The following is a 22,788-nucleotide window of genomic DNA, read 5'->3' as shown; positions in this document are numbered from 1 at the left end:
CGGGGGCACCCGTCGCCCTATCCGCGTGTGGTGACCAACTCAGGGTTGGAAATATTCCACTCGCGGCCTTCCATCTTCAACACTGTGGCAAAGGCATGCGCCTTGTCCTCATCGTTGGAATCGCTGGCACCCCAGAAGACGCGCCGGCCATCTTTAGTGGTGAAAGTCAGCGAGTACTCGCCCGCTACTTCGAGCTTTGCTACTTGGTTGCGGACATCGTCGGAAAGCGCTGCGATCGCCCGCACGGCATCCTGAGTTTGCGGGGAGCCACTATCGACGGAGCCGGTCACCTCAACCGCGCCCGCCGGAGGCTCAGCGGAGGTAAATTCCTCGCCTTTATCATCGATCAGGAAGGGCTTGTCATCGCGTTTTACAAACGCCACGGCCTTGTGCTCGGACACGTTGATGGTCAAGGTCGAAGGGAAATCGCGAGAGACTGTCACCGAATCGACCCAGTCCAATCCAGCAACGCCGGAAGCTGCCTCGCGCGCGTTCACGCGTAGCAAATTTTCACCCTCCGGAACCCCGGAGGCTTCCTCCACCTGTGCGGGATCGAGTTGGTGGACACCTTCCACCTGAAAATTGCGTACCTTCAGGACGGGAACTGTCCACATCACGGCGGCCGCTATGAGGGCCACAGCGACAATTGCGGCGATGACCCCAGCGATGAGCTTTGCGGATACACGCACTAGCTTGCCCGCAATTCATCGAGGATTTCTGCTGCCACCATGGTTACCGAGCCAGCACCAATGGTCAGCACCACATCGCCCGGCTCCACCACCGACACGACGTCGCGGGCAGCGGCGGAAAAATCCGGCTCGAAGATGACCTGCATATCAGCGGGCATCTTATCGGTAATGATGCGAGAGGTAATTCCCTCCACGGGCTGTTCGCGAGCGCCGTAGATGTCGAGTACCACGGCGGCGTCGGCAAGCGAGAGTGCCTGGGCAAACTCGGCGTCGAATTCCATGGTGCGCGAGTACAGGTGCGGCTGGAAGCAGGCAATGACGCGCCCGCCGTGGCCTTCCGCCTCAACCTTGGCGCGCGCGGCCCGCAGCACCGCCGCAACCTCGGTGGGATGGTGGGCATAATCATCAAAGACGCGCACGGGTTTGCCCTGCTTGTCGACGCTCCCCCGGTACTCAAAGCGCCGGCGCACACCGCCAAAATCAGCCAATCCCTCGGCGATAGCGGCCGGGGTGCCGCCGGAGAGCACGCCGGCGATCAAGGCACCCATGGAATTGAGCACCATGTGGTGGCCTGGGATCTGCAGCTCGTAGCGCACGGTTTCAGAAACGCCAGGAAGGTCGAGCTTGACGATGGTCTCCATGCCTTCCGCGGTGGTCTCTTCGCGGACCAACTCGGCGGCCAGTGGCACAGTAGAGGTAAAAGACTTCTCCGGCGAGCCGTAGGCCACGACGTTGATGCCGCGCTCCAGCGCCCGCTCGCCAGCCCGGGCAGCGTGCTCGTCTTCGGCGCACACAACGAGGTAGCCGGTCTCCGGGGTGACCAAATCAGCAAAGTCATCGAAGACTTGGAAATAGGCTTCCTCGCTGTGGAAGAAGTCGAGGTGGTCGGGCTCGATAGTCGTGAGCACCGCGATGTCAGGGCTATAGCGCAGCAGGGAGGCATCAGATTCATCGGCCTCGGCGACGAAAGCTTCCCCGGAGCCACCGTGGGCATTGGTGCCCGCGCGGTTGAGCTGGCCGCCGATGGCGAAGGAGGGATCAAGACCCGCATGTTGCATCGCGCTCACGGCCATCGACGTGGTGGAGGTTTTGCCATGGGTGCCAGCCAGCAACACCTGCTTGTGGCCTTCCATCAAGGCGGCGAGCAGATCGGAGCGGCGAATTACCGGGATATCGTTGTCCTTTGCGGCTACCAGCTCGGGGTTGTCTTGGGGGATGGCGGCAAAAGAAGTAACGACGACGGTGGGCAGTTCACCAGACAGTCGCAGGTTATCCGCGGCGTGGCCGATGGCGACCTTGGCACCCATGGTGCGCAGCACCTCAACCGGGGTGGAGTCTTTGACATCGGAGCCTGTGACTACTCCGCCGCGAGCGGCGAGGATTCGTGCGAGCCCTGACATGCCGGAACCACCAATGCCGATGAGGTGGACGCGGCGCAGATCGTAGTGTGCGGGATCAGTCATTTACTTATCCTTCCTTCCAGCGGCGTCTTCGGCCTCGGATACGCGGGCGGCGATGCGGTCTGCGATGGAATTTGCCACGTCTCCGGCGCTGGCATGGGCGGCGGCGTGCGTCATCGACTCGAGGCGTTGCGGGTCATCGAGAATGCCGCGTACCTCGGAGATGAGTCGCTCTGCGGTCAGCTCCGCGTCCGGAATCTGGATGGCGGCGCCTGCCTCGACCACGTCGCGGGAATTGAGCGCCTGTTCACCATTGCCGTGCGGCAGCGGAACGTAAATGGCCGGAAGGCCTGCGGCGGATACTTCGGCAACGGTCATGGCGCCGGAGCGGCACACGACGAGGTCGGCTACCGCAAGTGCGGAGCCCATGTCCTCGATATACGGCAGTGCGGCGTAGTTCGGGTGTTCTGCGGGCGGATCATTCTTCTTGCCATAGGCGTGCAGTAGCTGGAAGTCCTGTGCCAGGTCCTCCACCGCTCCAGCAACAGCGCGGTTGATGCTGGCCGCGCCTTGGGACCCGCCGGTGATAAGAATGGTGGGAAGCGCGGCCAGGTTCCACTTGGTGCGCGCGTCTGCAGCGAGGTTGCCATTCGGGTCCTCCGCCAGGCTCGGGCGAACGGGAATGCCAACGACCTCGCCCGGCATGCCAGAATCCGGGTGAGCGTTGAGTCCTATGCCACCCATCTTCACGCCGAGCTTATTGGCCATTCCAGCCAAGGCATTGGTCTCGAGAACATAAAAGGGGATGCCGAGGGATCGCGCAGCGATATAGGCCGGCCCGGCCACGTAGCCGCCGGTGCCAAAGACGACATCCGCCTCGACGTCCTTGAGTACCTGCTTGGCCTCTCCCACCGCGCGGGAGAGGTTGAACGGTAGCTTGAAGAGCTGCGCGTTGACCTTGCGCGGGATTGGCACGGGGGTAATCAGGCTAAGGTCCACGCCGCGGGCGGGAATGATATCGCGCTCGAGGCCCTTTTCGGTACCGAGAGCGGTGATACGTGCGCCGTGGCGCTCGCGCAAAGCTTCGCCCACGGCGAGGGCGGGTTCAATGTGTCCGGCGGTGCCGCCACCTGCGATGACGACGGAAATAGGCGTGGAATTCATAGCCTAAAGGCTACCAGCGCCACCTAGCGATAGCGGCGCTCGGCGCGCGGATAGCGGCGGCCGCTTCCGGTCACGGGGCGGCCAAAGCGCTCCTCGCGCACGCGGGACCGCGGTTCCTGCGGACGAGCGTGACGGCCCTTCTTCTTCGGCTTCGGCACCGGTTGCGGCTCGCCGATGAAAAGGAGGCGGTCGAACAGCGGGCGGCCAAAGTTCTGCATGGCGGAAATCTGCATCGGCTCATGACGCGCCACGTTGCACAGGATGCCCATCGAGCCGATCGTGATGATAGCCGCGGTACCGCCGGCGGAAATCATGGGCAGCTGAATACCGGTCACCGGCAGCAGGCCAATGACGTAGCCGATATTCACGAAGGCCTGCGTGACCACACCGATAGTCAGCGTGGCAGCGAGCAGGGACTGGAACTGGTTCTGCGCGCGCATCGCGGTGCGCAGGCCGACATAGCCCAACGCGGCGAAGAGCACGATGACGAGCGCACCGCCCCACCAGCCGAGTTCCTCACCCACGATGGCGAAAATAAAGTCATTTTTCGCCTCAGGCAGGTAGAACCACTTGGCACGGGATTGGCCAATGCCAACGCCCCAGAAGCCGCCGTCGGCAAGCGAGAGAAAGCCCTGATAGGACTGGAAACCCGTACCTTGAGTATCGGAGATATTGCCTACTAGGGCGTCGAAATAGGTGTGGAAGCGGTTGGAGCGGAAGCCGCCAGAAAGGAAGATAAACAGCAAACCACACACGGCTGCGACGCCGATGGTCGCCGGAACGCGCCAGTCGACACCCGCGAAAATCAGGGTGAAGACAACCACGAGGGCAAAGGACAAAGCCATACCCAAGTCGCCCTGAAAGACGATGAGCAAGAACATAACGCCGGCAATGAGGGAGTACATCATGAAGGGATCCGTCACCTTCATGGATTTGTGCTCCTTATCCGCCAATACGGTGGCACCAAACATGCCTACCGCGATGCGGGCAAGCTCCGAGGGCTGCAGGGAGAACGGTCCCAAATAAATCCAGGACTGGGAACCTACCTCTTCACGGCCGGTACCCACGCCGGGGATCAGCACCGCGATGAGCAAAATGATGGACAAACCCACAATCCACGGCACGCACTTGCGCAGGGTATGCGGCGACACTTTGAGACCAAACCAAAAGGCAACGAGGCCCAGGAACACCATCACGCACTGGCGCAATGCCTGGTTCCATACTCCGCCGTCCTCGGTCAGGGAAGTGGCCATGGAGGAAGAAAAGACCATGAGCACGCCGATGCCCACGAGGAAAAAGATGATTAGGCGCAGCAGCTGGTAATCAAGGCCTGCTTCCTGGCGGGCTCGCTCGCGCAGCTCGCGAACGCGGTCGCCAAAACTCTTGGAGCGCGGGCGCTGCTGGGAGGTGGCCGTCATGTGTTCTCCTGATCCTTAAATCTATAGCTCTAGTTACGGGTAAGTTCCCGCGCGGCCGCGGCGAATACATCACCGCGTTGAGCCATGCCGGTATACATATCCAACGATGCCGCAGCTGGCGCCAAAAGAACGGTATCCCCGGCGTCGGCGTGTTGCAGTGCAGCCTCCACCGCAGCATTCATGGCTGCACAAGGCTCCTGCGTCTCGATGACGTCCACCAGGGCATGCGGCGCGTGCGCCGCGAGGGCCCGGGCTACCTCTTCCCTATCCACGCCTAGGACTACCGCGGCCTTGATGTGGGCGGCGTGCTTGGCGACGAGCCCGTCTACCTCCGCGCCCTTCAACTGCCCGCCGGCAATCCAGACCACGGAGTTGAGCCCCTTGAGCGCCGCATCCGCCGCGTGCGGGTTGGTGGCCTTGGAATTATCGATGAACGTAATGCCGGAATGCTCATGGACCACAGCGCCGCGGTGCCCGGCGACGGTATATGCGGCCAACCCCTGCGCAATGGATTCCGGGGTGGCGCCTGCCAGACGCGCGACGCTGGCTGCGGCCGCAGCATCCAGAACTCCTGCCAGGCCGGCGGGCTCAATGCCCTCTGCGGACGCGAGATCCTCACGCTTCCCGTCAAGCCGCGAGACAAGACGGCCGGCACTTACGCCCACCTCTCCCTGTGTAGGTTCAGCGGCAGTAAAACGGAAGAGGTCTGCGGTATCCGCGGCGTAGCGGACCGCCTCGGAGTCATCCTTGCCCACCACGGCAACCTCACCAGAGAGCACCTTGGCCTTCGCTCGGGCATAGGCATCGAACGATCCATGCCAATCCAGGTGGTCATCAGCCAAATTCAGTAGCACGCCCACATCCGGGCGCAGGTGGCTGGACCAATGCAACTGGAAAGAAGATAGCTCGGCGCAGAGAACGTCGACGCGAGGGGTGGCAGTGAGGGCGTCGAAAAGCGAAACGCCGATATTGCCCACCGCCAGTGCGCGCTTGCCGGTGCGCTTGGCATCTGCCTGCATAATCTGGGCCAACATACCCGTAGTGGTGGTTTTGCCGTTGGTTCCGGTAACTACCAGCCAGGTACGCGGCGCGCCGAAGACACCCGCACGATCCAGGCGATACGCGAGCTCCACGTCGCCGATGACCTCTACCCCAGCGTCCTGGAGGGCGACCAACAAGGGCGAATCGGGACGCCAGCCCGGCGAAGTAACCGCAAGGTCAAAATCGCCTTGGGCGGCAGAATCGACGGAGACGGTTGCTACCCCGTACTCCTCCGCCAATTCCGCCAGCGCGGTCTGGTTGGAATCTGCCACGGTGGTATCCACCCCGAGGCTTGCCAGCATAGCGACGCAACCGCGCCCCGATACTCCCGCCCCGGCCACGAGCACTCGCCCGCGCAACGAGGATGGCAACTCGGTCATCTCTATTCCTCTTTCCTCGATAAAGCTAAAAGGCGTGAGTCTTAGGAGGCAAAGCCGACGGCAGACAGCCAGTCGCCGTAGAAGATGCATACGCCGGCAATAGCGGCCATGGCGCTCAGCAGCCAGAAGCGGGTAACCACGGCGGTCTCAGCCCAGCCACCATTTTCAAAGTGGTGGTGGATGGGCGCCATGCGGAAAAAGCGCTTTCCGGTGCTGCGGAAGACGATGATCTGGATAACGACGGAGACCGTCTCAATCACGAAGATAGCGCCGATGATGATCATGAGCAGCTCGGTGCGAGTGGTCACCGATAGGCCGGCGACGAGGCCACCGAGTGCTAGCGAACCGGTATCGCCCATGAAGATCTTTGCCGGTGCGGCATTCCACCACAAAAAGCCCAAGCAACCGCCCAGACCAGCTGCAGCCAGCACGGCCAAGTCGAGCGGATCGCGAACCTCATAGCACCCTGCCGCTGGCGACACGGCGCAAGAGTTGCGGAACTGCCAGAAGGAAATCAGAGCATAGGCGCCCATCACCATCGCGGTAGTGCCCGCGGCCAAGCCGTCGAGTCCGTCGGTGAGGTTTACGGCGTTTGACCACGCAGCAATGAGTAGGTAGAGAAAGACCAAGAAAACAATGGTCCCGATGACCGCGCCGCCCACGGCGATGTCGAAGGTATCAAAATCGCGGACGAAGGAAAGGTTGGTAGACGCTGGGGTCAATCCATGTGCATCTGGGAACTGCAGCGCCAGGATGCCGAAGATGAGCGCCACGGCCAGCTGACCTACCAGCTTGGCGGTCTTGTTCAGGCCGAGGTTGCGCTTCTTAAATAGCTTGATGAAGTCATCGGCAAAACCCAGCCCGCCCAGGCCCATCGTGAGGAAGTAGACCAAAAGACCGGAGGGGCTAAAACCACCGTTACCGGTCACGCGGGCGTAAATTCCCACCACGAGGTAGGCCACGGTGATGGCCAGCAAAATCGCCAGTCCGCCCATGGTGGGGGTGCCGCGCTTGCGCAGGTGCAGCTGCGGTCCGTCCTCGCGGATTTCTTGTCCCTTGCCTACCCCGGAAAAGTAGCGCACCAACATGGGAGTGGTAAAGATCGCGACGAGGAAGCTGAGGATGCCCGCGATAATGATCTGAGTCATTGCTAAAGGTCTTTCTCCTTGTACTGAGGACTAACGGCGATTGAGCTGTTCTGCCACGCGCCACAGGCGCTGGGCATTCGATGACTTGATGAGGACTACATCTTTGGCCTCGCGCCCCGTCCAATCTTCGATGCCGGCAGGCGCTACCCTAATGATGTCTTCGACCGCCGCCGCAGCGGCGTCAACATCCGGGCTGATAGTAGTATTTATACCCCGCGCCTGTGCGGCCTCAACCATGGCCCTCATATTCTCGTTTTCTCCCACGGCCACGAGGTGGTCAACGTGGTATTTGGAAAGCACTTCTCCCAATGCACGGTGGGCGGCCACTGCTTCCCCGCCGAGCTCGCCCATCTCACCGAGCACGGCAATGGCGCGGGCATCCGGTCGGGCGGCCGAGGTATAGGCCAGCGCCGCAATGGCCGCGTGCATGGAATCGGGGTTGGCGTTATAGGAATCGTCGATGGTGGTTACTCCATCGCGGCGGGTACGCACGTCCATGCGGTGTTCAGAGGCATTCTGGTGCCCGGATAGCGCGTTAGCTACCACCTGCGGGTCCATGCCCGATTCGATGGCAGCCGCGGCCGCTGCCAAAGCGTTAGAGACCTGGTGCTTGCCAAAGACCTGCAGCTTTACCGGAAGCGGGTCCGTTCCCGGCGCATGCAGCACAAACGAGGGGCGGGCGACGTCATCGAGCTGGATATCACTGGCGTAGTACTGGGCGTCGGAAGCCGGCGGCTTATTGGCCGAGTAGTAGACGACCTTGGCCGAAGTGCGCGGCGCCATGCCGGCGACGAAGGGATCATCGGCATTGAGTACGGCGACGCCGCCCTCAGCGGCCGAGGGCAATGCTTCCACGAGCTCGCCTTTGGCTTGGGCGATATTCTCGCGTGAGCCGAACTCACCCAGGTGAGCGGTACCAACGTTGAGTACCACGCCGACGGTGGGCGCGGTAATGGTGGTCAGGTGGCGAATATGTCCGATGCCGCGGGCAGACATTTCGGCAACCAGGAAGCGAGTGTGTTCATCGCAGCGCAACGCGGTATACGGCAGGCCGACCTCGTTATTAAAGGAGCCGGGAGGAGCGACGGTGTCACCCTCAGCGCGGAAAATCGTGGCCAGTAGGTCCTTGGTGGAGGTCTTTCCGGCCGAGCCGGTTACGCCCACGATGTCTAGGCCTTGCTCGGCGGTCAAGCGGCGGGTGACCTCCCGCGCAATATCGGATAACGCCTGCACCACCGCGGCGGCCGAGCCGTCCTCGTCGTGGGCATAGATATCCGCGTTGGCGGCATCACCGGTAACGCGGCCTTGGGGCTTGACGACGACCGCCGGAACCCCCACCGGCCGCGCAGCCAGCACCGCCACTGCGCCCTGCTCGATGGCCTTTGCTGCATAATCATGGCCATCCACACGGGCACCGGGCAAGGCAAGGAAGAGCCCACCCTTAGTTACCTTGCGGGAATCGAATTCGATGAACCCGGTAACGCGCTGGTCTGGGTCAGACACGCAATCGAGGCTGCCCCCGGTGATTTCGGCAATATCGGCAATAGAAAGTGGAATCATGTCTACTCCTTCGCATTCCCAAGGGTATCGCGGTGCGGGGTTCCGGCCAGCTTTTCCTCGATGGCGCGGGCCATTTCCTCGCGGTCATCAAAGTGCAAGGTTGTGCCGTTCACGAGCTGTCCCACTTCGTGGCCCTTGCCTACGACGATGACGGCATCGCCCGGCTCGGCCCAATCGACGACCTCATCGATGGCACGGGCGCGGGAGCCTACCTCGCGGATATCGCCCTCCGGGGAGGCGTCACGTGCGCCCGCCATCACCGCCGCGCGAATGGTGGCAGGGTCCTCGGAGCGCGGGTTGTCATCGGTAACCACGGTAAGGTCAGCGCGGCTGGCTGCGGCTGCGCCCATGATGGGGCGCTTGGAGCTATCACGGTCTCCGCCGGCGCCGACGACAATGCCGACGCGGCCTTTGGTTCCCTCCAGCTGGCCGCGCAGGGTGTCGAGCACCGCAGCGATGGCCGCTGGCTTATGTGCGTAGTCCACCACGGCCACAAAGTCTTGGCCGCGGTCGATGCGCTCCATACGGCCAGGGACTGCGACCTTCTCCACGCCCGACAAGAACTCCGCTGGGTCCTCTCCTACCGCGGCGGCCATGCCGAGCGCCAAGCAAGCATTGGCGATATTGAACTCGCCAGGCAGCGGCAGCCGGAAGGTGAATTCGGCGCCGTCATAATTCAGGGCTACCTCCTGGGCACCGGTGGCCTCAGTGGCGGTTTGGCGTGCGCTGATCGTGGCCGAAGCGCCCCGGGTGGCAACCGTAGTGACTTTGTGGCCCGCGCTCTTGGCGACGCCGCGCATGCGCTCGCCCCACTCATCGTCGATGCAGAGGACGGCACGCTCGGCCGCCTGTTCCCCAGCGAAGAGCTTCGCCTTAGCCTGGAAGTAGTCCTCCATGGTGGGGTGAAAATCGAGGTGGTCTTGGCTCAGGTTCGTAAACCCGCCTACCGCAAACCGAGTTCCGCGCACGCGTCCCAGCTCCAGCGCATGCGAGGATACTTCCATCACCACATGGGTAACGCCCTCGTTCTTCATGCGCGCGAAAAGCTCTTGTAGGGTCGGTGCCTCAGGCGTAGTGAGCGACGTAGGGACCGGCGTGCGGTTGATTCGGGTACCGGTGGTCCCGATTAGGCCCACGGAATGCCCGGCGTGGAGCAGGCCGGCCTCCAGCAGGTAGCTGGTGGTGGTCTTGCCGGAGGTGCCGGTAACGCCGATGACCGTGAGGTCGCGGGTGGGGTGTCCATAAATCTCGGCGGAAATTGGGCCGAGCACGGCACGAATATCCTCCACCACCACAATGGGGCGGGTCTCTTGGGCCTCGGTAAGCAGGTCGAGCCCAGCGGCGTCGGTAAGCACAGCTGCAGCCCTGGTATCGCGAGCGAACTGCGCGCCGTGTACGCGCGTGCCCGGCAGGGCGGCAAAGAGCGCGCCTTCCGGCAAACGGGAAGAATCCAGCCCGCACGCGGAGACCTCCACGGAGGCATCACCTATGACGCGCCCACCAGAAAGCTGGGCGAGAGTATCCAAAGAAACGGTCATACTAAGCTCCTATTGTGCCCGCAGGGTCAGCCGCGGTGCTGGTTTCGAAGTCGGAATATTGTCACGATTAAGTAGCCACGAGGCGATATCGCGGAAGATAGGTGCTGCCGACTGGCCGCCGCCTCCATTGTCCTCCACGCCGGATTTGGGCTCATCTAGCATCACCGCAACGACGAAGCGCGGATCATCGGCCGGCGCGATGCCGGCGAAGGTGATCCAATAGGCGGAATTCGAATACGCCCCGGTATTTGGGTCCACCTTCTGGGCCGTACCGGTCTTGCCGGAAAGCTGATAGCCCTTAAGCTGCGCATTGCCGGCCGTACCGTTTTGCAGGCCGGCATCATCGTCTTGGAAGACGGCGCGGAACATATCCACCGTGGTTTTGGCGGTTTCCGGGCTTACCACCTGGTTCTTTTCCGGTTCCTCTAGCTTTTCGTCCTTGCCGTCCGGCCCCTTGACCGAGTCAATGATGCGCGGCTCGATCCGTTCGCCGCCGTTGGCCAATGCTTGGTACACGCTGGCCATCTGCAACGTGGTCCACGACTGGCCCTGACCAATAGGCAGGTTAGCGAAGGTGCCACCGGACCATTGCTCCAAGTCTGGCACGCTACCGGCCGATTCGTTTGGCAGCTCAATGCCGGTGGTATTGCCCAACCCAAACTTCTTGAGGTACTCGGCGTACTTTTCTTGACCCAATTTATCGGCGATCATCAAGGTGCCGACGTTGGAGGACTTACCAAAGATGCCGGTGGTGGTATACGGCTCGGTGCCGTGTTCCCAGGCATCGTTGACCGTCACGCCCGCCATATCGATGGAGCCGGGGACCTGGTGCACCTCATCCGGGGTGGTCACGCCCTCCTGCAGTGCAGCAGCCGCGGTAACCACCTTGGCTACAGAACCCGGCTCATAAGGATGGGAGACGCTGCGGTTTTCAAAGTCCTTGCCCTCATCAAGCTGATCCTCAACATTCTTATTGGGATCCACGGTATCGGTATTGGCCATGGCAAGGACCTGGCCGGTTGCAGCATCGAGGACCACTGCTTCCGCACCAGAGGCCTTGGAATTGGCCTTGGCCTTCTCCAGCTTCTGCTGAACGTAGGTCTGCAGGTCCAAATCCAGAGTAAGGGTGACGTCGCGGCCATCAACGGTATCCACGACGTCACGCAGCGTGCCCGGGATCACTTGGCCATCCGCGGATACGTCCTCGGTGGACTGGCCGTCAATGCCAGTGAGTTCCGTATCGCGCGCGGCCTCGAAACCGAACTGGCCATGGCCGTCCATCGATACCTTGCCCACAACGTTTTCGCCAATGGCACCGTTGGGGTATTGGCGGATGTCTTGGCGGTCCGCTGCCACTCCGTGGTACTTATTGGCGATCTCTACGGCAACATCCGGATCGACATTGCGAACCAGTACCTCATACTGGGTATCGGCTTTGAGCTTATTGAGGATATCGTCCTTATCCACCTTGGAGGTCGAGGCGCCGGAATCCTCAATCAGCTTCGGGATTCCCTCAGACATGTCCTTGAGGGTCTCCTCCATCTTCTTGGTGAGGAAGCTATCCAGCTTCTTATCATCCATGCCTTCGGTCGAGCCATCATTTTGGGCCTCGATCTCGGCCTTGTCTTTTAGCTCATCGCGCAGGCGGGTCGGCGAGACGGTCAAGGAACGAGACTTCATCGTGTAGGCCAAGCGCTGGCCATCGCGGTCTAAGATCTCTCCCCTGCGGGCCGGCTCGATATAGACGCGCTCGCGCTGGGTGACGGCTTTGGCGGAAAGGTCCGGGCCCCACACAAGCTGTACCCAGGCCAAGCGGCCGGCAAGGACGACCATCGCCACGAGCACCACGGATACGATGATGCGCAGGCGTTTGCGCATCATCTTCTTTTGCGGCACCGCGGAGCTGGCAGAGCGGCGCGGGCGGCGCCTAGCCTTACTTGGCGTAGTCACAGTCCAGTGTCACCTTCCCTATTTCCGCCACAATTTCTTGCGTGTATTGATTGTGCCCTACAAAAGTGAGAATGCCCGCGCCACCACGCGCGAGCATCATCTTTTTCACCGATTATTCTTCCCTAGCTACTCGGCGCGGCTGGCATACGGCGCACGGGCCGGAAGGTTAGGTCGCGCATTGTCCTGGGCGGCACCGGCATCGCCGGTCTCACGATCCGAATTACGGTCGGCATCGCCACCATTGCTGGTGCGCTGCTGTCCCTGTGGCACGGCATTGAGGGAATCCGACATCCCCTCCGTATCCTTTGGGTCGCTGGAAGCCTGGCCTGGGCGGATTGGTTCACCGTTGACATCAATGAGCTTTTCGGTATCCGGGGTGCCTTCGCGCTTGTCGACGATCTTTCCATCGCCGCCAACTTCCGCAATACCCGGCTGCTTAGGAATGGCCATTCCCATTTCGTCCGCGCGGCGCGCAATATCAGCCGAGGAGCTGAGATTCTCCGCATCGCGGTTGAGGGTCTCAATCTGGTTATCCAGTTGGGATTCCTGCACGGTGAGCTGCTGGATGGCAAAGGTTTGCTTGGTAGACAGACCAGACAGCCACATGGCCAAGGCCACACCGACGATAAGCAGGGTGAGGGAAATGACGCCCAACCGGGTAAGGAGCCCGTTCTTCTTCGTTTGCGGCTGCAGCTGGCGTCCGCGGAAGCTCACTACTTGCTTCGAACCTAGGCGCTTCGTGCTGCGGTGCGGCACGCGAGTGCGGCTCGGAGCACGCTTAGTGCTGGGACGCTCGCGCAGCGCCGTCGGGGCTCCGGTATCGATTCCGGTGGTGAAGTCTCGGCTGGCGCCCATGGTGCGAGTGGCCTCTCTGTCGCGGCTGTCAGTCTTTAGGTGGTTGCGGCGTGGGATGGTGCTCATTGCCTGCCTCCCGGCGGTAGAAATTCTGGCATTCCCTCGAGTCTTTCGATGGCACGAACACGCACCGACGCAGCTCGCGAATTTTCCACAATTTCCTCTTCAGAGGCCTTTTCCGCCCCGCGCGTAACGATCTTGAACTTCGGCGCGGTGCCCGGCAGCTCCATCGGCAATCCAGCCGGCGTCTTGGAAGTGGTCAGTTCTTTGAAGGCTGCTTTAACGATGCGGTCTTCCAAAGATTGGTAGCTCATGAATACGGCACGGCCACCTTCTGAAAGCGCCTGGGTTATGACCGGCAGGACATTTTCGATAGCCTCCAACTCGCGATTGACCTCAACCCGCAGCGCCTGGAAGGTGCGCTTGGCGGGGTGCCCTCCGGTACGGCGGGTCGCAGCGGGAATGACATCATATAGCAGCTCAACGAGCCGCGCGGAGTTCTCGAAAGGCTCCTTGTCGCGCTCTTTCAACACGGCGGAGGCAATTTTTCCCGCGAAACGCTCATCACCATAGGTTTTGAGGACGCGAGCCAAGTCACCGTGCGAATAGGTATTGAGTACATCCGCCGCAGTGATCCCCTGCGAAGGATCCATGCGCATATCTAGCGGCGCATCCGCTTTATAGGCAAACCCGCGGTCAGCTTGGTCTAGCTGCATCGAGGAAACACCAAGGTCAAAGAGCGCGCCGGCAATGCCTACGGTGCGGGCCGAATCAAAGATATCGCCCTCCCCTTCCGCGATGGCGCTGCCCAGCTCATCGAATCGTGCATTAACGCCGACGAAGCGATCGCCGTAGGGCGCAAGACGTTCGGATGCATTGCGCAACGCCTGCTTATCGCGGTCAACACCAATAACCCGCACCTCGGGGAAAGATTCCAGGAAGTAGCGAGTGTGACCGCCGGCGCCCAAGGTGGCGTCGACAAGCACGGCCTTATCCCCCGCCGCCTCTACCTGGGGGCGCAGGAGATCGGCCATGCGCTCGCGCATGACTGGCACGTGGCCGTGGTTATCCGCCACGTCATAATTAAGGTCTTTAGTAGCCATGTCTCCCCGCAACCCCCTTTCTCAAATTCCCTGACTTCCAGTGGTGGAAAGCATGCGAGTGCGTATAGGGCCCTGTCCGAGGCAGGTTTCTGATATCGGGGAAGTACACCAGAATCATCCGCCTCGGACAGAGTCCTTACACGCACTCTTGTGCAGGCTTAGAGCAAGCCCGCCAGTACGTCATCGGCATCTGCTGCCGAATAAGCATCTTCAGTTTGCGACTGGTACTCAGCCCACGCGGCTGCGTCCCAAATTTCGAGAAAGTCCACAGAGCCAACCACAACGCACTCCTTAGACAAGTTCGCATATTCCCGATGCCCCGCGGACAACGTAATGCGCCCATGCCCGTCCGGCCGCTGTTCGTCCGCACTTGCTGCCAAGTTACGGATGAAAGCACGTGCTTCTGGGTTGGTTCGAGAAACTGCCGCAGCCTTCCGCGCGCGTGCCGCAAATTCCTCCCGCGGGTACACGGCCAGCGAGTGGTCCTGCCCCTTGGTGACCATGAGGCCACCCGCGAGTTCATCGCGAAACTTTGCCGGAAGCGTAAGACGTCCCTTGTCATCGAGCTTCGGAGTGTAGGTTCCGAGAAACATCCCGGCGTCCACCTTCCTTACTCGAAAACTCCGGATTCTCTTACTTCAGAATCGAGACCCTTGAGCCCCTCTTTCCTCCGCTGCGCCCCACTCTACCCCACTTTCCCCCACCTAACCCACTTAAAGCGGCGTGTCCCTCAGATAGCTCTCGATTACGTGCAGCTAGATAATGGTTTTTCCAGTGGGAAGAAATCCCGCGAAAGGCCTTGACAGCTCACTACAACCACCCCACTCACCCCACCCGTAACACCAATATAATGCGCCCCACTCCACCCACCGACCCCATATGCTGTGTTATCGAGGACTTTTATCTAACACCATGGGGCAACTACCCCACGATTACCCACCCAGCGCCTCATCCGTGGGGCAAAGTGGGGAATTTTGGCGAGATACAAAAATGCCCCGGTTGACCCTCACTGGGCCAACCGGGGCGAACTAAATTAAAAAGCGCTAACGCTCCTCAAAGCGGCGACGGAAGTTTTCCTCCAACTTGCCGCTGACTCCACCACTGCGGGACGCGGACTTCTTTGCACGAGCGCTGGAATAATGGCCCTGGGCAGAATGCCCAGATCCATCTCCGCGCAGCATCCACACACCTGCGGCAAACATCACCAAAAAGCCCGCGATAGAAAGCACGATAAACCACAGGCTTTGCTGCGCGAGAGCGACACCGCCGACAAGCATGCAAAGGCCAACGACAACGAGCGCTACGCCTCGGAGGGTTACCGCACCGCCGGATCCGCCGAACGACGTAGGCTCAGAAACGGAAGCGCCAAACTTAGGATCGTCAGCAAGTAACGATTCCTCAATTTCACGGAGCGTACGCTGCTCCTGCTCAGAAAGGGACACTGTTCCTCCAACTAGGGATTGAGCTTCGGGCGGTAATAGTTCTACCTATACTAACGCCCAGAATAATCAGTATGTTCCCCAAAAGGTAGTGAGCGCCCCCACGGAGTGATTACGCAGCAAAAGTGCCGAAAGTAGTCCCTGTCTCACTTTCATCCAAAAATTGTGCGGCATGCTGCATGAGACCATAAACATATTCCTCGCTCGGCGCTTCATCCAGCCCCGAAGACACGCGCGCACGAGTCCGCGAATATCCCTTAAAGGATTCAGCCCACCGTTTGCCTTCCACACCGACGAGCGCTAACCGATCCCATGCACTGGAGGGAAGGCGGCGGCGCCGAGCCACTACAGATGCAGCTACACGTGCGCCAGCAGTACGGAGAGCCGATTGGTACGCCACCTCTAAGGCTTGATCGAATCGCCCCTCAGCCGCATAACCTCGCGCGGCGTCTAATAATTCTCGTGCCTGAAAGAGGAACCGTGCCCGCTTGCCACCTTCTCGCCCAAGAGAATGGGTACGCGTTGCCGAAATAATCTGTGCCATTGCCTCTGTCCTTAACTAAATAAATAACGTCGTTGAACTGCCCCTGACCCTAAGCAAGCCGCTAGACATTTCACCCCCGAGCATAGTTCACCTGTTCGATTTAAGCAACGTTAATAGCTGGCCACACGCTTTTTCCAGCCTTCTTGTTCGATTTACTTTTGTGAATTTCGAAGAACATAGCGAGCCCTGCTTTCCCTCCGCCACAGACTTCTGGTGTCATAGGAAGAGTGAGCTTTGAAATTCGCCGCCTAACCCCGCCGGAATTCTCCCTGCTAGCCCCACAGTTGGTTGAGATTTACATCGAGGCAATGCACTACAATCCCGCAATCTTGCATAGCCGCATCTCAAGCTGGCGAAATGACGTGACCCGCCCCGGATTCAGCGCGCAGATTGTCACCCATGAAAATGGCATCGTCGGCGTAGCCTATGGGTTCTTAGGCTCCCCAGATAGCTGGTGGGACGCTGAACTTCGCCGCGGGCTCCGCCTACAAGGCGGGCCCACCGAAGAGCAGTGGGGCATTGTGCGCAACTACTTTGAGCTGGCTGAGATCCACGTCTTGCCGCAGTACCAGGGGCACGGCCTAGGCAGAAAGCTTTTGGAAGGATTGCTGTGGAATGCCCCGGCGCGCTATGCGCTGTTGTCCACACCCGAGGTGCCGAACGAGGATAACGGTGCCTTCCGCCTTTATAGAGCCGTCGGCTTCTTCGATGTCCTCCGTGATCATCTCTACCCCGCCGATTCCCGCCCCTTTGCCATATTGGGCGCGAGCCTGCCGCTGTAAACCTCTGTTATTTCTTGCGCAGCCTAGCCGGTATCGTGTGGGGTGTGACTATGCAGAATATTCCTGAGCTTGCGGACATCCCCGGTGCGGTGCGCGAGGAACTCGCCACCTTTCTTGATCAACGCCGAGAGCAGGTGGCCAAAATTGGCGCCCCGGTAACCAAGGCCGTGAACTTTTTGGAATCCTTCGTGCTTGACGGCGGCAAGCGAGTGCGACCTACCTATGCCTGGGCGGGCTATCTTGCTGCAGGTCGAGGAGAAGAAGACCCCGCGGCCATGCTCCGCGCGGCCGCCTCTTTGGAGTTTATCCAGGCCTGCGCCCTTATCCACGATGACATTATCGATGCTTCCAATACCCGTCGCGGCAATCCTACGGTGCACCGGGGCGTCGAAAAGCTGCACCGCGAATCGGAGTACCTAGGGGATCCAGAGTTCTTCGGCACCTCCGTAGCAATCTTGGTGGGCGATTTAGCGCTGGTGTATGCAGAGGACATGTTCCAAGATTCCGGCCTGAGTGCGGCCGCTTTGCACCGTGCCCGCAGCCCGTGGCGCGGCATGCGCACTGAGGTTATCGGCGGACAACTCTTAGATATTTCTTTGGAGGCGGCAGGTTCCGAATCAGTAGAGCTTGCCAATTCCGTCAACCGCTATAAGACGGCCGCTTATACCATTGAACGCCCGCTGCACTTGGGCGCCGCCATCGCCGGTGCGAGCGAGGAACTTATCGCAGCCTTCCGCGGCTATGGGCACGATATTGGCATTGCCTACCAGTTGCGTGACGATCAGCTGGGTGTTTTTGGCGATCCCGCGGTGACCGGCAAACCTGCCGGTGATGACCTGCGCGAAGGCAAGCGAACCGAACTTCTAGCGCTAGCGCTCCAGCGCGCGGATGAGTCTGATCCACAAGCTGCTGCTACCTTGCGCAAGCTCATTGGCCGCACCTCAGATCCCCAGGAGCTATCGCGCTTGGCCCAGATCATCGCTGATTCGGGCGCACCAGAAGAAATTGAGCGCCGCATCGATGCCCTAACGCAATCGGGCTTGCAGCAGCTGCGCGCCGCACAGGTGGATCCCGCGGTGACCGAAACCCTAGAGCAGTTGGCTATCAAGGCCACTGCTCGCCGCAAGTAGGTTGTGCCGTGGCAAAGACGTACTCTTTTCCCATTCCACGCGCGCTGCCGCTAGGGCTATCTGCCTCCTGCATTTTGCTGCTCGCGTCCTTTTCTGGCGGCGCCACCCGCAACCGTGGCGGACTCCTCGAAGCATTAAATATTGGCTTCTTGTCCTATGGGCACGGGCGCAATCTCGGCCTCGCGCTGTACTGGGTGGGTATTTTCCTCTTAGCCGCGGCGTGGGTGTTAGCTGGGCGCACCATCATTCGCCCGCAGCTCAAAAATCCTCTGCCTGAGGGCGGCTTGCGGGACATCCAGCGCATCCTCATCGCCTGGGTAGCTCCCCTTTTATTAGCCGGGCCATTGGCCTCACGCGATGTGTATTCCTACCTCATGCAAGGTGCTATGGTTCGCGATGGCTTCGATCCGTATACCGAAGGTGCCGCCGTTAACCCCGGACCCTTCCTCCTTGAGGTATCTCAAGATTGGCGCAATACCACCACGCCTTATGGTCCCCTTCACCTGTGGATAGGAGAACTGGTCACCAGCCTGGTAGGCGATAACGTCACTGCCGGCGTGGTGATCTATAAGGTTCTTTCTCTGCTCGGGTTTATTACCATCGCCTGGTCAATTCCCCGCATCGCCCGCAAACTCGGTGCGGATCCTGCGGTAGCACTGTGGCTTGGTGTAGCTAATCCAGTTATTATCTTGCACCTCATCGGCGGCATGCATAATGAGTCACTCATGGTAGGGCTCGTGTCTATCGGCCTGCTAGCGGCATTGCATAAGCGCTTCCACGCCGCCCTCATCCTCGTGGGCACGGCCGTGGCTATGAAGGCAACTGCGGTTATTGCGGCACCGTTTATCGTATGGATGATGCTCCACCACTATGCCCCCAAGGGCTCTAGTAAGTGGCGGCAACTTACCGTCTTTGTTTTATCTGGCATCGCCGCAGTGGCAGAGATCATCGCCGCAGTAGCCCTCATCACGTGGGTTTCCGGCACGTCGTGGGGCTGGCTATCGCAGGTAAGCGGCAATTCTAAGGTAATTAACCCGCTGGCGGGCCCTACATTGGCCACCGATGTTATCTTCCCAGCGGTCCAAATATTTATGCCGGATGCCTCCTATAACGCCATATTGGCCGTACTGCGCAGCATCGCAATGGCCTGCATGCTCATTGGGCTGGTGACGGTGTGGTGGCTTTGCCGCAAGAACAACCGCGACGCTGTTATGGGCACCGCGGCCGCATACCAAGTTGCCTTTGTTTTCAATGCCGTGACCCTGCCGTGGTACTACGCCTCTATCTTTACCCTGATGGGTACTTTCCGGCCGCCGCTCTGGCTCATCAAATTCACCACCGGCGTGGCCCTGTTTATCGGCGTCTCGTTCTCTGGCGATGGCAATCACCAGCTCTACAACTGGTTCTGGGTCATCGGCATGATTGTGGTGGCATGGTTTGCCACCCAGTGGATCTTTGAAGACGTGCCTAAAAAGCGGCAGCCTGCGCGCGCCGAATAACCTCGCGGGCAAGGTGACCGTGCAGGGCATCGATCGGGCGGCCCGGCAGCGAGTCATCCTCGGTAAAGAGATGCTTGAAGATTTCGTCGTCCTTATAGCCGCCGTCTGTCAACACGGTAATTGCCGCAGTTACGTGCTTGGCAATAACGCCCTTGTCGTTGAAGAAGGCTAGCGGCACGCGCTTTCCTTCTGGGGAATCCCAGGCAATAAACTTTCGGTCCTGCAGCAGGTCATAAGCGCGGGTGATGGGCAGGTCTAGCTTTTCTGCCACCTGCTGCATGCTGAGCAGTTCTTCGTTTGCGAGCAAGGAATCGAGGGATTTTTCTTGGTTAGTCACGTTCTCTACTTTAACGCGGGCTAGATGATCAGCCATACTGGGAAGCATGACTAGGTTGGAAATTGGTGACGTTCTGGAGAACCGTTACCGGATCGATCGCCCCATTGCCCGCGGTGGCATGTCTACCGTCTATCGCTGCGTGGACATGCGGCTGGGGCGAGCGGTCGCGGCCAAGGTCATGGACGAGCGCTATTCCGATGACCCGGTCTTTATCAAGCGTTTTTCTCGCGAGGCTCGCGCCATGGCCCGCCTGCAGCATCCCAATCTCGTAGCTATTCACGATTTTTCCGCTGACGGCGAGCCCATTTATCTCATCATGGAGCTCATCGATGGCGGTACGCTGCGCGAGCTATTGGCTGAGGGTGGCCCCTTTCCAGTGCAGGCGGCCGCCTCTACCCTGCGCAATGTTCTGCGCGGCTTGGAAGAGGTGCATTCAACCGGGCTCATCCACCGCGACATCAAGCCCGATAATGTGCTTATTACCTCCCACCACCGGGTAAAGGTGGGCGATTTTGGGCTGGTGCGTGCCACCAATGCCGAGGCTACCTCGGACATGATTGTGGGCACCGTGTCCTATCTCGCGCCGGAGCAGGTCACAGGCGAAGAAATTACACCGGCCTCGGACGTGTATTCAGCCGGCATTGTCCTCTTCGAGCTTCTTACCGGCACCGTTCCATTCTCGGGGGATACTCCCCTAGCGCATGCCACGGCCCGTTTGGATTCCGACGTCCCCGCGCCGTCCTCGCGGATTTCTGGGGTGCCCAAGCTTGTCGACGCCCTCGTGGCCACCGCCACTGCCCGCGACCCTCGCGAGCGCTTCGCCGACGCCGGAGAATTCCTCGAGGCGCTCGATGATGTTTGCCGAGAGCTCGATCTTCCGGACGTGACCATCCCCGTGCCAAGGAACGCTGCCGCGGCACGCACGGCACAAGCACCCACGGATTTTTCTGGCACTGGAGCCACGGAAATTTTCGAACCCACCCGCAGCATTCCACAGGGTGAAACGGAGCATCTCGACGGTGGCCCGACTGAAGTCATCCCACCGCAGCGCCTTAGCTTTGAGACGAAACTGGATTTGCCGCAGGCCGGGGCCGCTCCAGAACCGGAGCCGCAATCATTGTCACGCCCCCAGGCACAGCCGTATTCCGCGTCCGAGCCCCCACTCAAACCATTTGCGTCGGCAGCTGCCTCTGCGCCTGCACCGGTACCTGCTCCTGCCCCCGAGCAGCCGGTCCAGAGCGCGCATGAAGAACCCGCCGAGCGTCCGCTGACCAACCGCAATCCGCTGTCACTAGTGCTGTACTTAGTAGTGGTCGCGATTGCGGTGGGCGCAGTGGCTATCGGCGGGTGGTGGTTCGGCTCCTCGCTCTACGGCACGACGCCGCACCTGTGGATTTAGTTACGTAGCATCTCCGCGATAAGGAAGGAGAGCTCGAGCGACTGCTGCGTATTAAGGCGCGGATCCACGGCCGACTCGTAGCGGCCCGGCAGATCCACGTCGGTGATATCCTCGGCGCCGCCCAAGCACTCGGTGACGTCTTCACCGGTGAACTCAAGGTGTACGCCACCCGGGTGGGTACCCAGTTCGCGGTGAACCTCAAAGAAGCCTTGGACCTCATCCACGATCTTGTCAAAGTGGCGAGTCTTGTAGCCATTAGAAGCGGTGAAGGTATTGCCGTGCATCGGATCGGACTGCCATACCACCTTGTGGCCGGAGTCTTCCACTGCCTTGACAATGGCAGGCAGAACCGTGCGCACCTTATCGTGTCCCATGCGCGAAATCATGGTCAGGCGGCCTGGCTCGCGATTCGGGTCCAGCCTTTCCGCGTACTCCACGGCCTGCTCCGGGGTGACGCCCGGCCCCAGCTTGATGCCCACTGGGTTACCAATCATCGCCGCAAAGTTCACGTGGAAATCTTCGATGCCACGAGTGCGCTCACCAATCCATACCTGGTGTGCGGAGAGATCGTAGAGCTTGGTATCGCCGTTATTGTCCTGGCCCAAGCGCAGCATGGAGCGCTCGTAATCTTTCAGCAAAGCCTCGTGCGAGCAGTAGATATCGGCCGAACGCAGGGTGTCATCGTGCACGCCACAGGCATTCATGAAGTTCAAGCCGTTTTCAATCTCCCGGGCCAAGTCCTGGTAGCGGGCACCAGCGCGGGACTTGCGCACGAACTCGCGGTTCCACTCATGCAGGCGGTAAAGATCCGCAGTGCCGGAAGAGGTCAAAGAACGCACGAGGTTCATTGCCGCCGAAGAGTTCGCGTAAGCGCGGATCATTCGGGCCGGGTCGTGGCGACGAGCCTCATCGGTCGGCTCCACGCCATTGACAATGTCACCGCGGTAATTCAACAAACCATTGGAGTCCGTATCGGAAGAACGTGGCTTGGCGTACTGGCCGGCGATGCGTCCGAGTTTAACCACGGGCACGGATGCGCCGTAGGTCAACACCACGGCCATCTGCAGCAGCGTTTTCACATTGCCACGGATATGCGGCTCAGTATTGGACTCAAAGGTTTCCGCGCAATCGCCACCCTGCAGCAAAAATGCGTTACCCAAGGCAACGTCTGCCAGCTTCTTCTTGAGCGCCTCGATCTCGGGCGCAACCACGATGGGCGGCACGGACTCGAGAATCTTGCGCACGTTATCGGCCTGGGAAGTATCCCAGCTGGGCTGCTGCTTTGCGTCACGCTTGATGACGTCCTGGAAAACCTCTTCGATGCCGGCGGGCAATGGCGGGAGGTCTGGGAGAACGCCTTGCGGAATATCTACTGTCCAACTCACACTGCTATTTAACCATCAAGCGCCTAT

At 60.4% G+C, this 22,788-nt stretch carries 20 protein-coding genes; 4 read left to right on the top strand and 16 right to left on the bottom strand.

Features of this window, described 5'->3' with window-relative positions; all coding sequences use genetic code 11:
* Window positions 1-17: 17 nt before the first annotated feature.
* From QP909_RS00620 to QP909_RS00555, 14 genes are all read right to left on the bottom strand, one after another.
* Window positions 18-689: a cell division protein FtsQ/DivIB gene (locus tag QP909_RS00620; protein ID WP_284765764.1), complete on the bottom strand. Its 672-nt coding sequence runs from the start codon at window positions 687-689 to the stop codon at window positions 18-20.
* A complete protein-coding gene (murC, locus tag QP909_RS00615; protein ID WP_225746725.1) occupies window positions 689-2,152 on the bottom strand; it encodes a UDP-N-acetylmuramate--L-alanine ligase in 1,464 nt (487 codons plus the stop codon). The genes QP909_RS00620 and murC overlap by 1 nt, the downstream gene beginning before the upstream one ends.
* Window positions 2,153-3,253: an undecaprenyldiphospho-muramoylpentapeptide beta-N-acetylglucosaminyltransferase gene (gene murG / locus QP909_RS00610; protein ID WP_284765763.1), complete on the bottom strand. Its 1,101-nt coding sequence runs from the start codon at window positions 3,251-3,253 to the stop codon at window positions 2,153-2,155.
* Window positions 3,254-3,276: 23 nt separating this feature from the next.
* Window positions 3,277-4,671, bottom strand: a complete 1,395-nt coding sequence (locus QP909_RS00605; RefSeq protein WP_284765762.1) for an FtsW/RodA/SpoVE family cell cycle protein — start codon at window positions 4,669-4,671, stop codon at window positions 3,277-3,279.
* Window positions 4,672-4,700: 29 nt separating this feature from the next.
* Entirely contained in the window at window positions 4,701-6,092 is a 1,392-nt protein-coding gene (murD, locus tag QP909_RS00600; RefSeq protein ID WP_284765761.1) for a UDP-N-acetylmuramoyl-L-alanine--D-glutamate ligase, read from the bottom strand.
* A 41-nt stretch (window positions 6,093-6,133) separates the two neighbouring features.
* The gene (gene mraY / locus QP909_RS00595; protein WP_239278954.1) at window positions 6,134-7,240 is read right to left on the bottom strand and encodes a phospho-N-acetylmuramoyl-pentapeptide-transferase; all 1,107 of its coding nucleotides are present in this window, start codon (window positions 7,238-7,240) and stop codon (window positions 6,134-6,136) included.
* Between the two features lie 30 nt (window positions 7,241-7,270).
* Window positions 7,271-8,800, bottom strand: coding sequence for a UDP-N-acetylmuramoyl-tripeptide--D-alanyl-D-alanine ligase (locus QP909_RS00590; protein ID WP_284765760.1), 1,530 nt, complete (start codon window positions 8,798-8,800; stop codon window positions 7,271-7,273).
* Between the two features lie 2 nt (window positions 8,801-8,802).
* Window positions 8,803-10,338, bottom strand: coding sequence for a UDP-N-acetylmuramoyl-L-alanyl-D-glutamate--2,6-diaminopimelate ligase (locus tag QP909_RS00585; RefSeq protein ID WP_284765759.1), 1,536 nt, complete (start codon window positions 10,336-10,338; stop codon window positions 8,803-8,805).
* A 9-nt stretch (window positions 10,339-10,347) separates the two neighbouring features.
* On the bottom strand, window positions 10,348-12,219 hold the full coding sequence (locus tag QP909_RS00580; protein ID WP_436232058.1) for a peptidoglycan D,D-transpeptidase FtsI family protein: 1,872 nt from the start codon (window positions 12,217-12,219) through the stop codon (window positions 10,348-10,350).
* Window positions 12,220-12,414: 195 nt separating this feature from the next.
* Complete coding sequence (gene ftsL / locus QP909_RS00575) at window positions 12,415-13,209, bottom strand: cell division protein FtsL (protein ID WP_284765758.1); 795 nt, start codon at window positions 13,207-13,209, stop codon at window positions 12,415-12,417.
* Complete coding sequence (rsmH, locus tag QP909_RS00570; RefSeq protein WP_284765757.1) at window positions 13,206-14,246, bottom strand: 16S rRNA (cytosine(1402)-N(4))-methyltransferase RsmH; 1,041 nt, start codon at window positions 14,244-14,246, stop codon at window positions 13,206-13,208. The genes ftsL and rsmH overlap by 4 nt, the downstream gene beginning before the upstream one ends.
* Before the next feature lie 158 nt (window positions 14,247-14,404).
* Window positions 14,405-14,839, bottom strand: coding sequence for a division/cell wall cluster transcriptional repressor MraZ (gene mraZ, locus QP909_RS00565; protein ID WP_005324499.1), 435 nt, complete (start codon window positions 14,837-14,839; stop codon window positions 14,405-14,407).
* 450 nt (window positions 14,840-15,289) lie between these two features.
* Window positions 15,290-15,688, bottom strand: coding sequence for a DUF3040 domain-containing protein (locus QP909_RS00560; protein WP_239278959.1), 399 nt, complete (start codon window positions 15,686-15,688; stop codon window positions 15,290-15,292).
* Window positions 15,689-15,797: 109 nt separating this feature from the next.
* Window positions 15,798-16,229, bottom strand: coding sequence for an SAV_6107 family HEPN domain-containing protein (locus tag QP909_RS00555; RefSeq protein WP_284765756.1), 432 nt, complete (start codon window positions 16,227-16,229; stop codon window positions 15,798-15,800).
* Window positions 16,230-16,456: 227 nt separating this feature from the next.
* On the opposite strand from QP909_RS00555, the gene QP909_RS00550 reads away from it, so the two are divergent.
* The 3 genes from QP909_RS00550 to QP909_RS00540 are packed head-to-tail and all read left to right on the top strand — an operon-like array spanning window position 16,457 to window position 19,640.
* Window positions 16,457-17,011: a GNAT family N-acetyltransferase gene (locus tag QP909_RS00550; RefSeq protein ID WP_284765755.1), complete on the top strand. Its 555-nt coding sequence runs from the start codon at window positions 16,457-16,459 to the stop codon at window positions 17,009-17,011.
* Between the two features lie 50 nt (window positions 17,012-17,061).
* A complete protein-coding gene (locus QP909_RS00545; protein WP_284765923.1) occupies window positions 17,062-18,141 on the top strand; it encodes a polyprenyl synthetase family protein in 1,080 nt (359 codons plus the stop codon).
* Between the two features lie 8 nt (window positions 18,142-18,149).
* The gene (locus QP909_RS00540) at window positions 18,150-19,640 is read left to right on the top strand and encodes an alpha-(1->6)-mannopyranosyltransferase A (protein ID WP_284765754.1); all 1,491 of its coding nucleotides are present in this window, start codon (window positions 18,150-18,152) and stop codon (window positions 19,638-19,640) included.
* Here the strand turns inward: QP909_RS00540 and QP909_RS00535 are convergent.
* Window positions 19,609-20,013: an Rv2175c family DNA-binding protein gene (locus QP909_RS00535; RefSeq protein WP_080970387.1), complete on the bottom strand. Its 405-nt coding sequence runs from the start codon at window positions 20,011-20,013 to the stop codon at window positions 19,609-19,611. The two genes, QP909_RS00540 and QP909_RS00535, sit on opposite strands and share 32 nt — an antisense overlap.
* Window positions 20,014-20,023: 10 nt before the next feature.
* On the opposite strand from QP909_RS00535, the gene QP909_RS00530 reads away from it, so the two are divergent.
* Window positions 20,024-21,376, top strand: a complete 1,353-nt coding sequence (locus tag QP909_RS00530; protein WP_284765753.1) for a protein kinase domain-containing protein — start codon at window positions 20,024-20,026, stop codon at window positions 21,374-21,376.
* On the opposite strand, the gene QP909_RS00525 is transcribed toward QP909_RS00530, so the two are convergent.
* Window positions 21,373-22,761 (bottom strand): class II 3-deoxy-7-phosphoheptulonate synthase, encoded by a 1,389-nt coding sequence (locus tag QP909_RS00525; protein WP_225746712.1) that lies wholly within the window; start codon window positions 22,759-22,761, stop codon window positions 21,373-21,375. The two genes, QP909_RS00530 and QP909_RS00525, sit on opposite strands and share 4 nt — an antisense overlap.
* Window positions 22,762-22,788: the final 27 nt, after the last annotated feature.

This window comes from Corynebacterium sp. MSK195 (assembly GCF_030228885.1).
Taxonomy (GTDB): domain Bacteria; phylum Actinomycetota; class Actinomycetes; order Mycobacteriales; family Mycobacteriaceae; genus Corynebacterium.
This window is presented reverse-complemented; position numbering and strand designations above follow the sequence as displayed.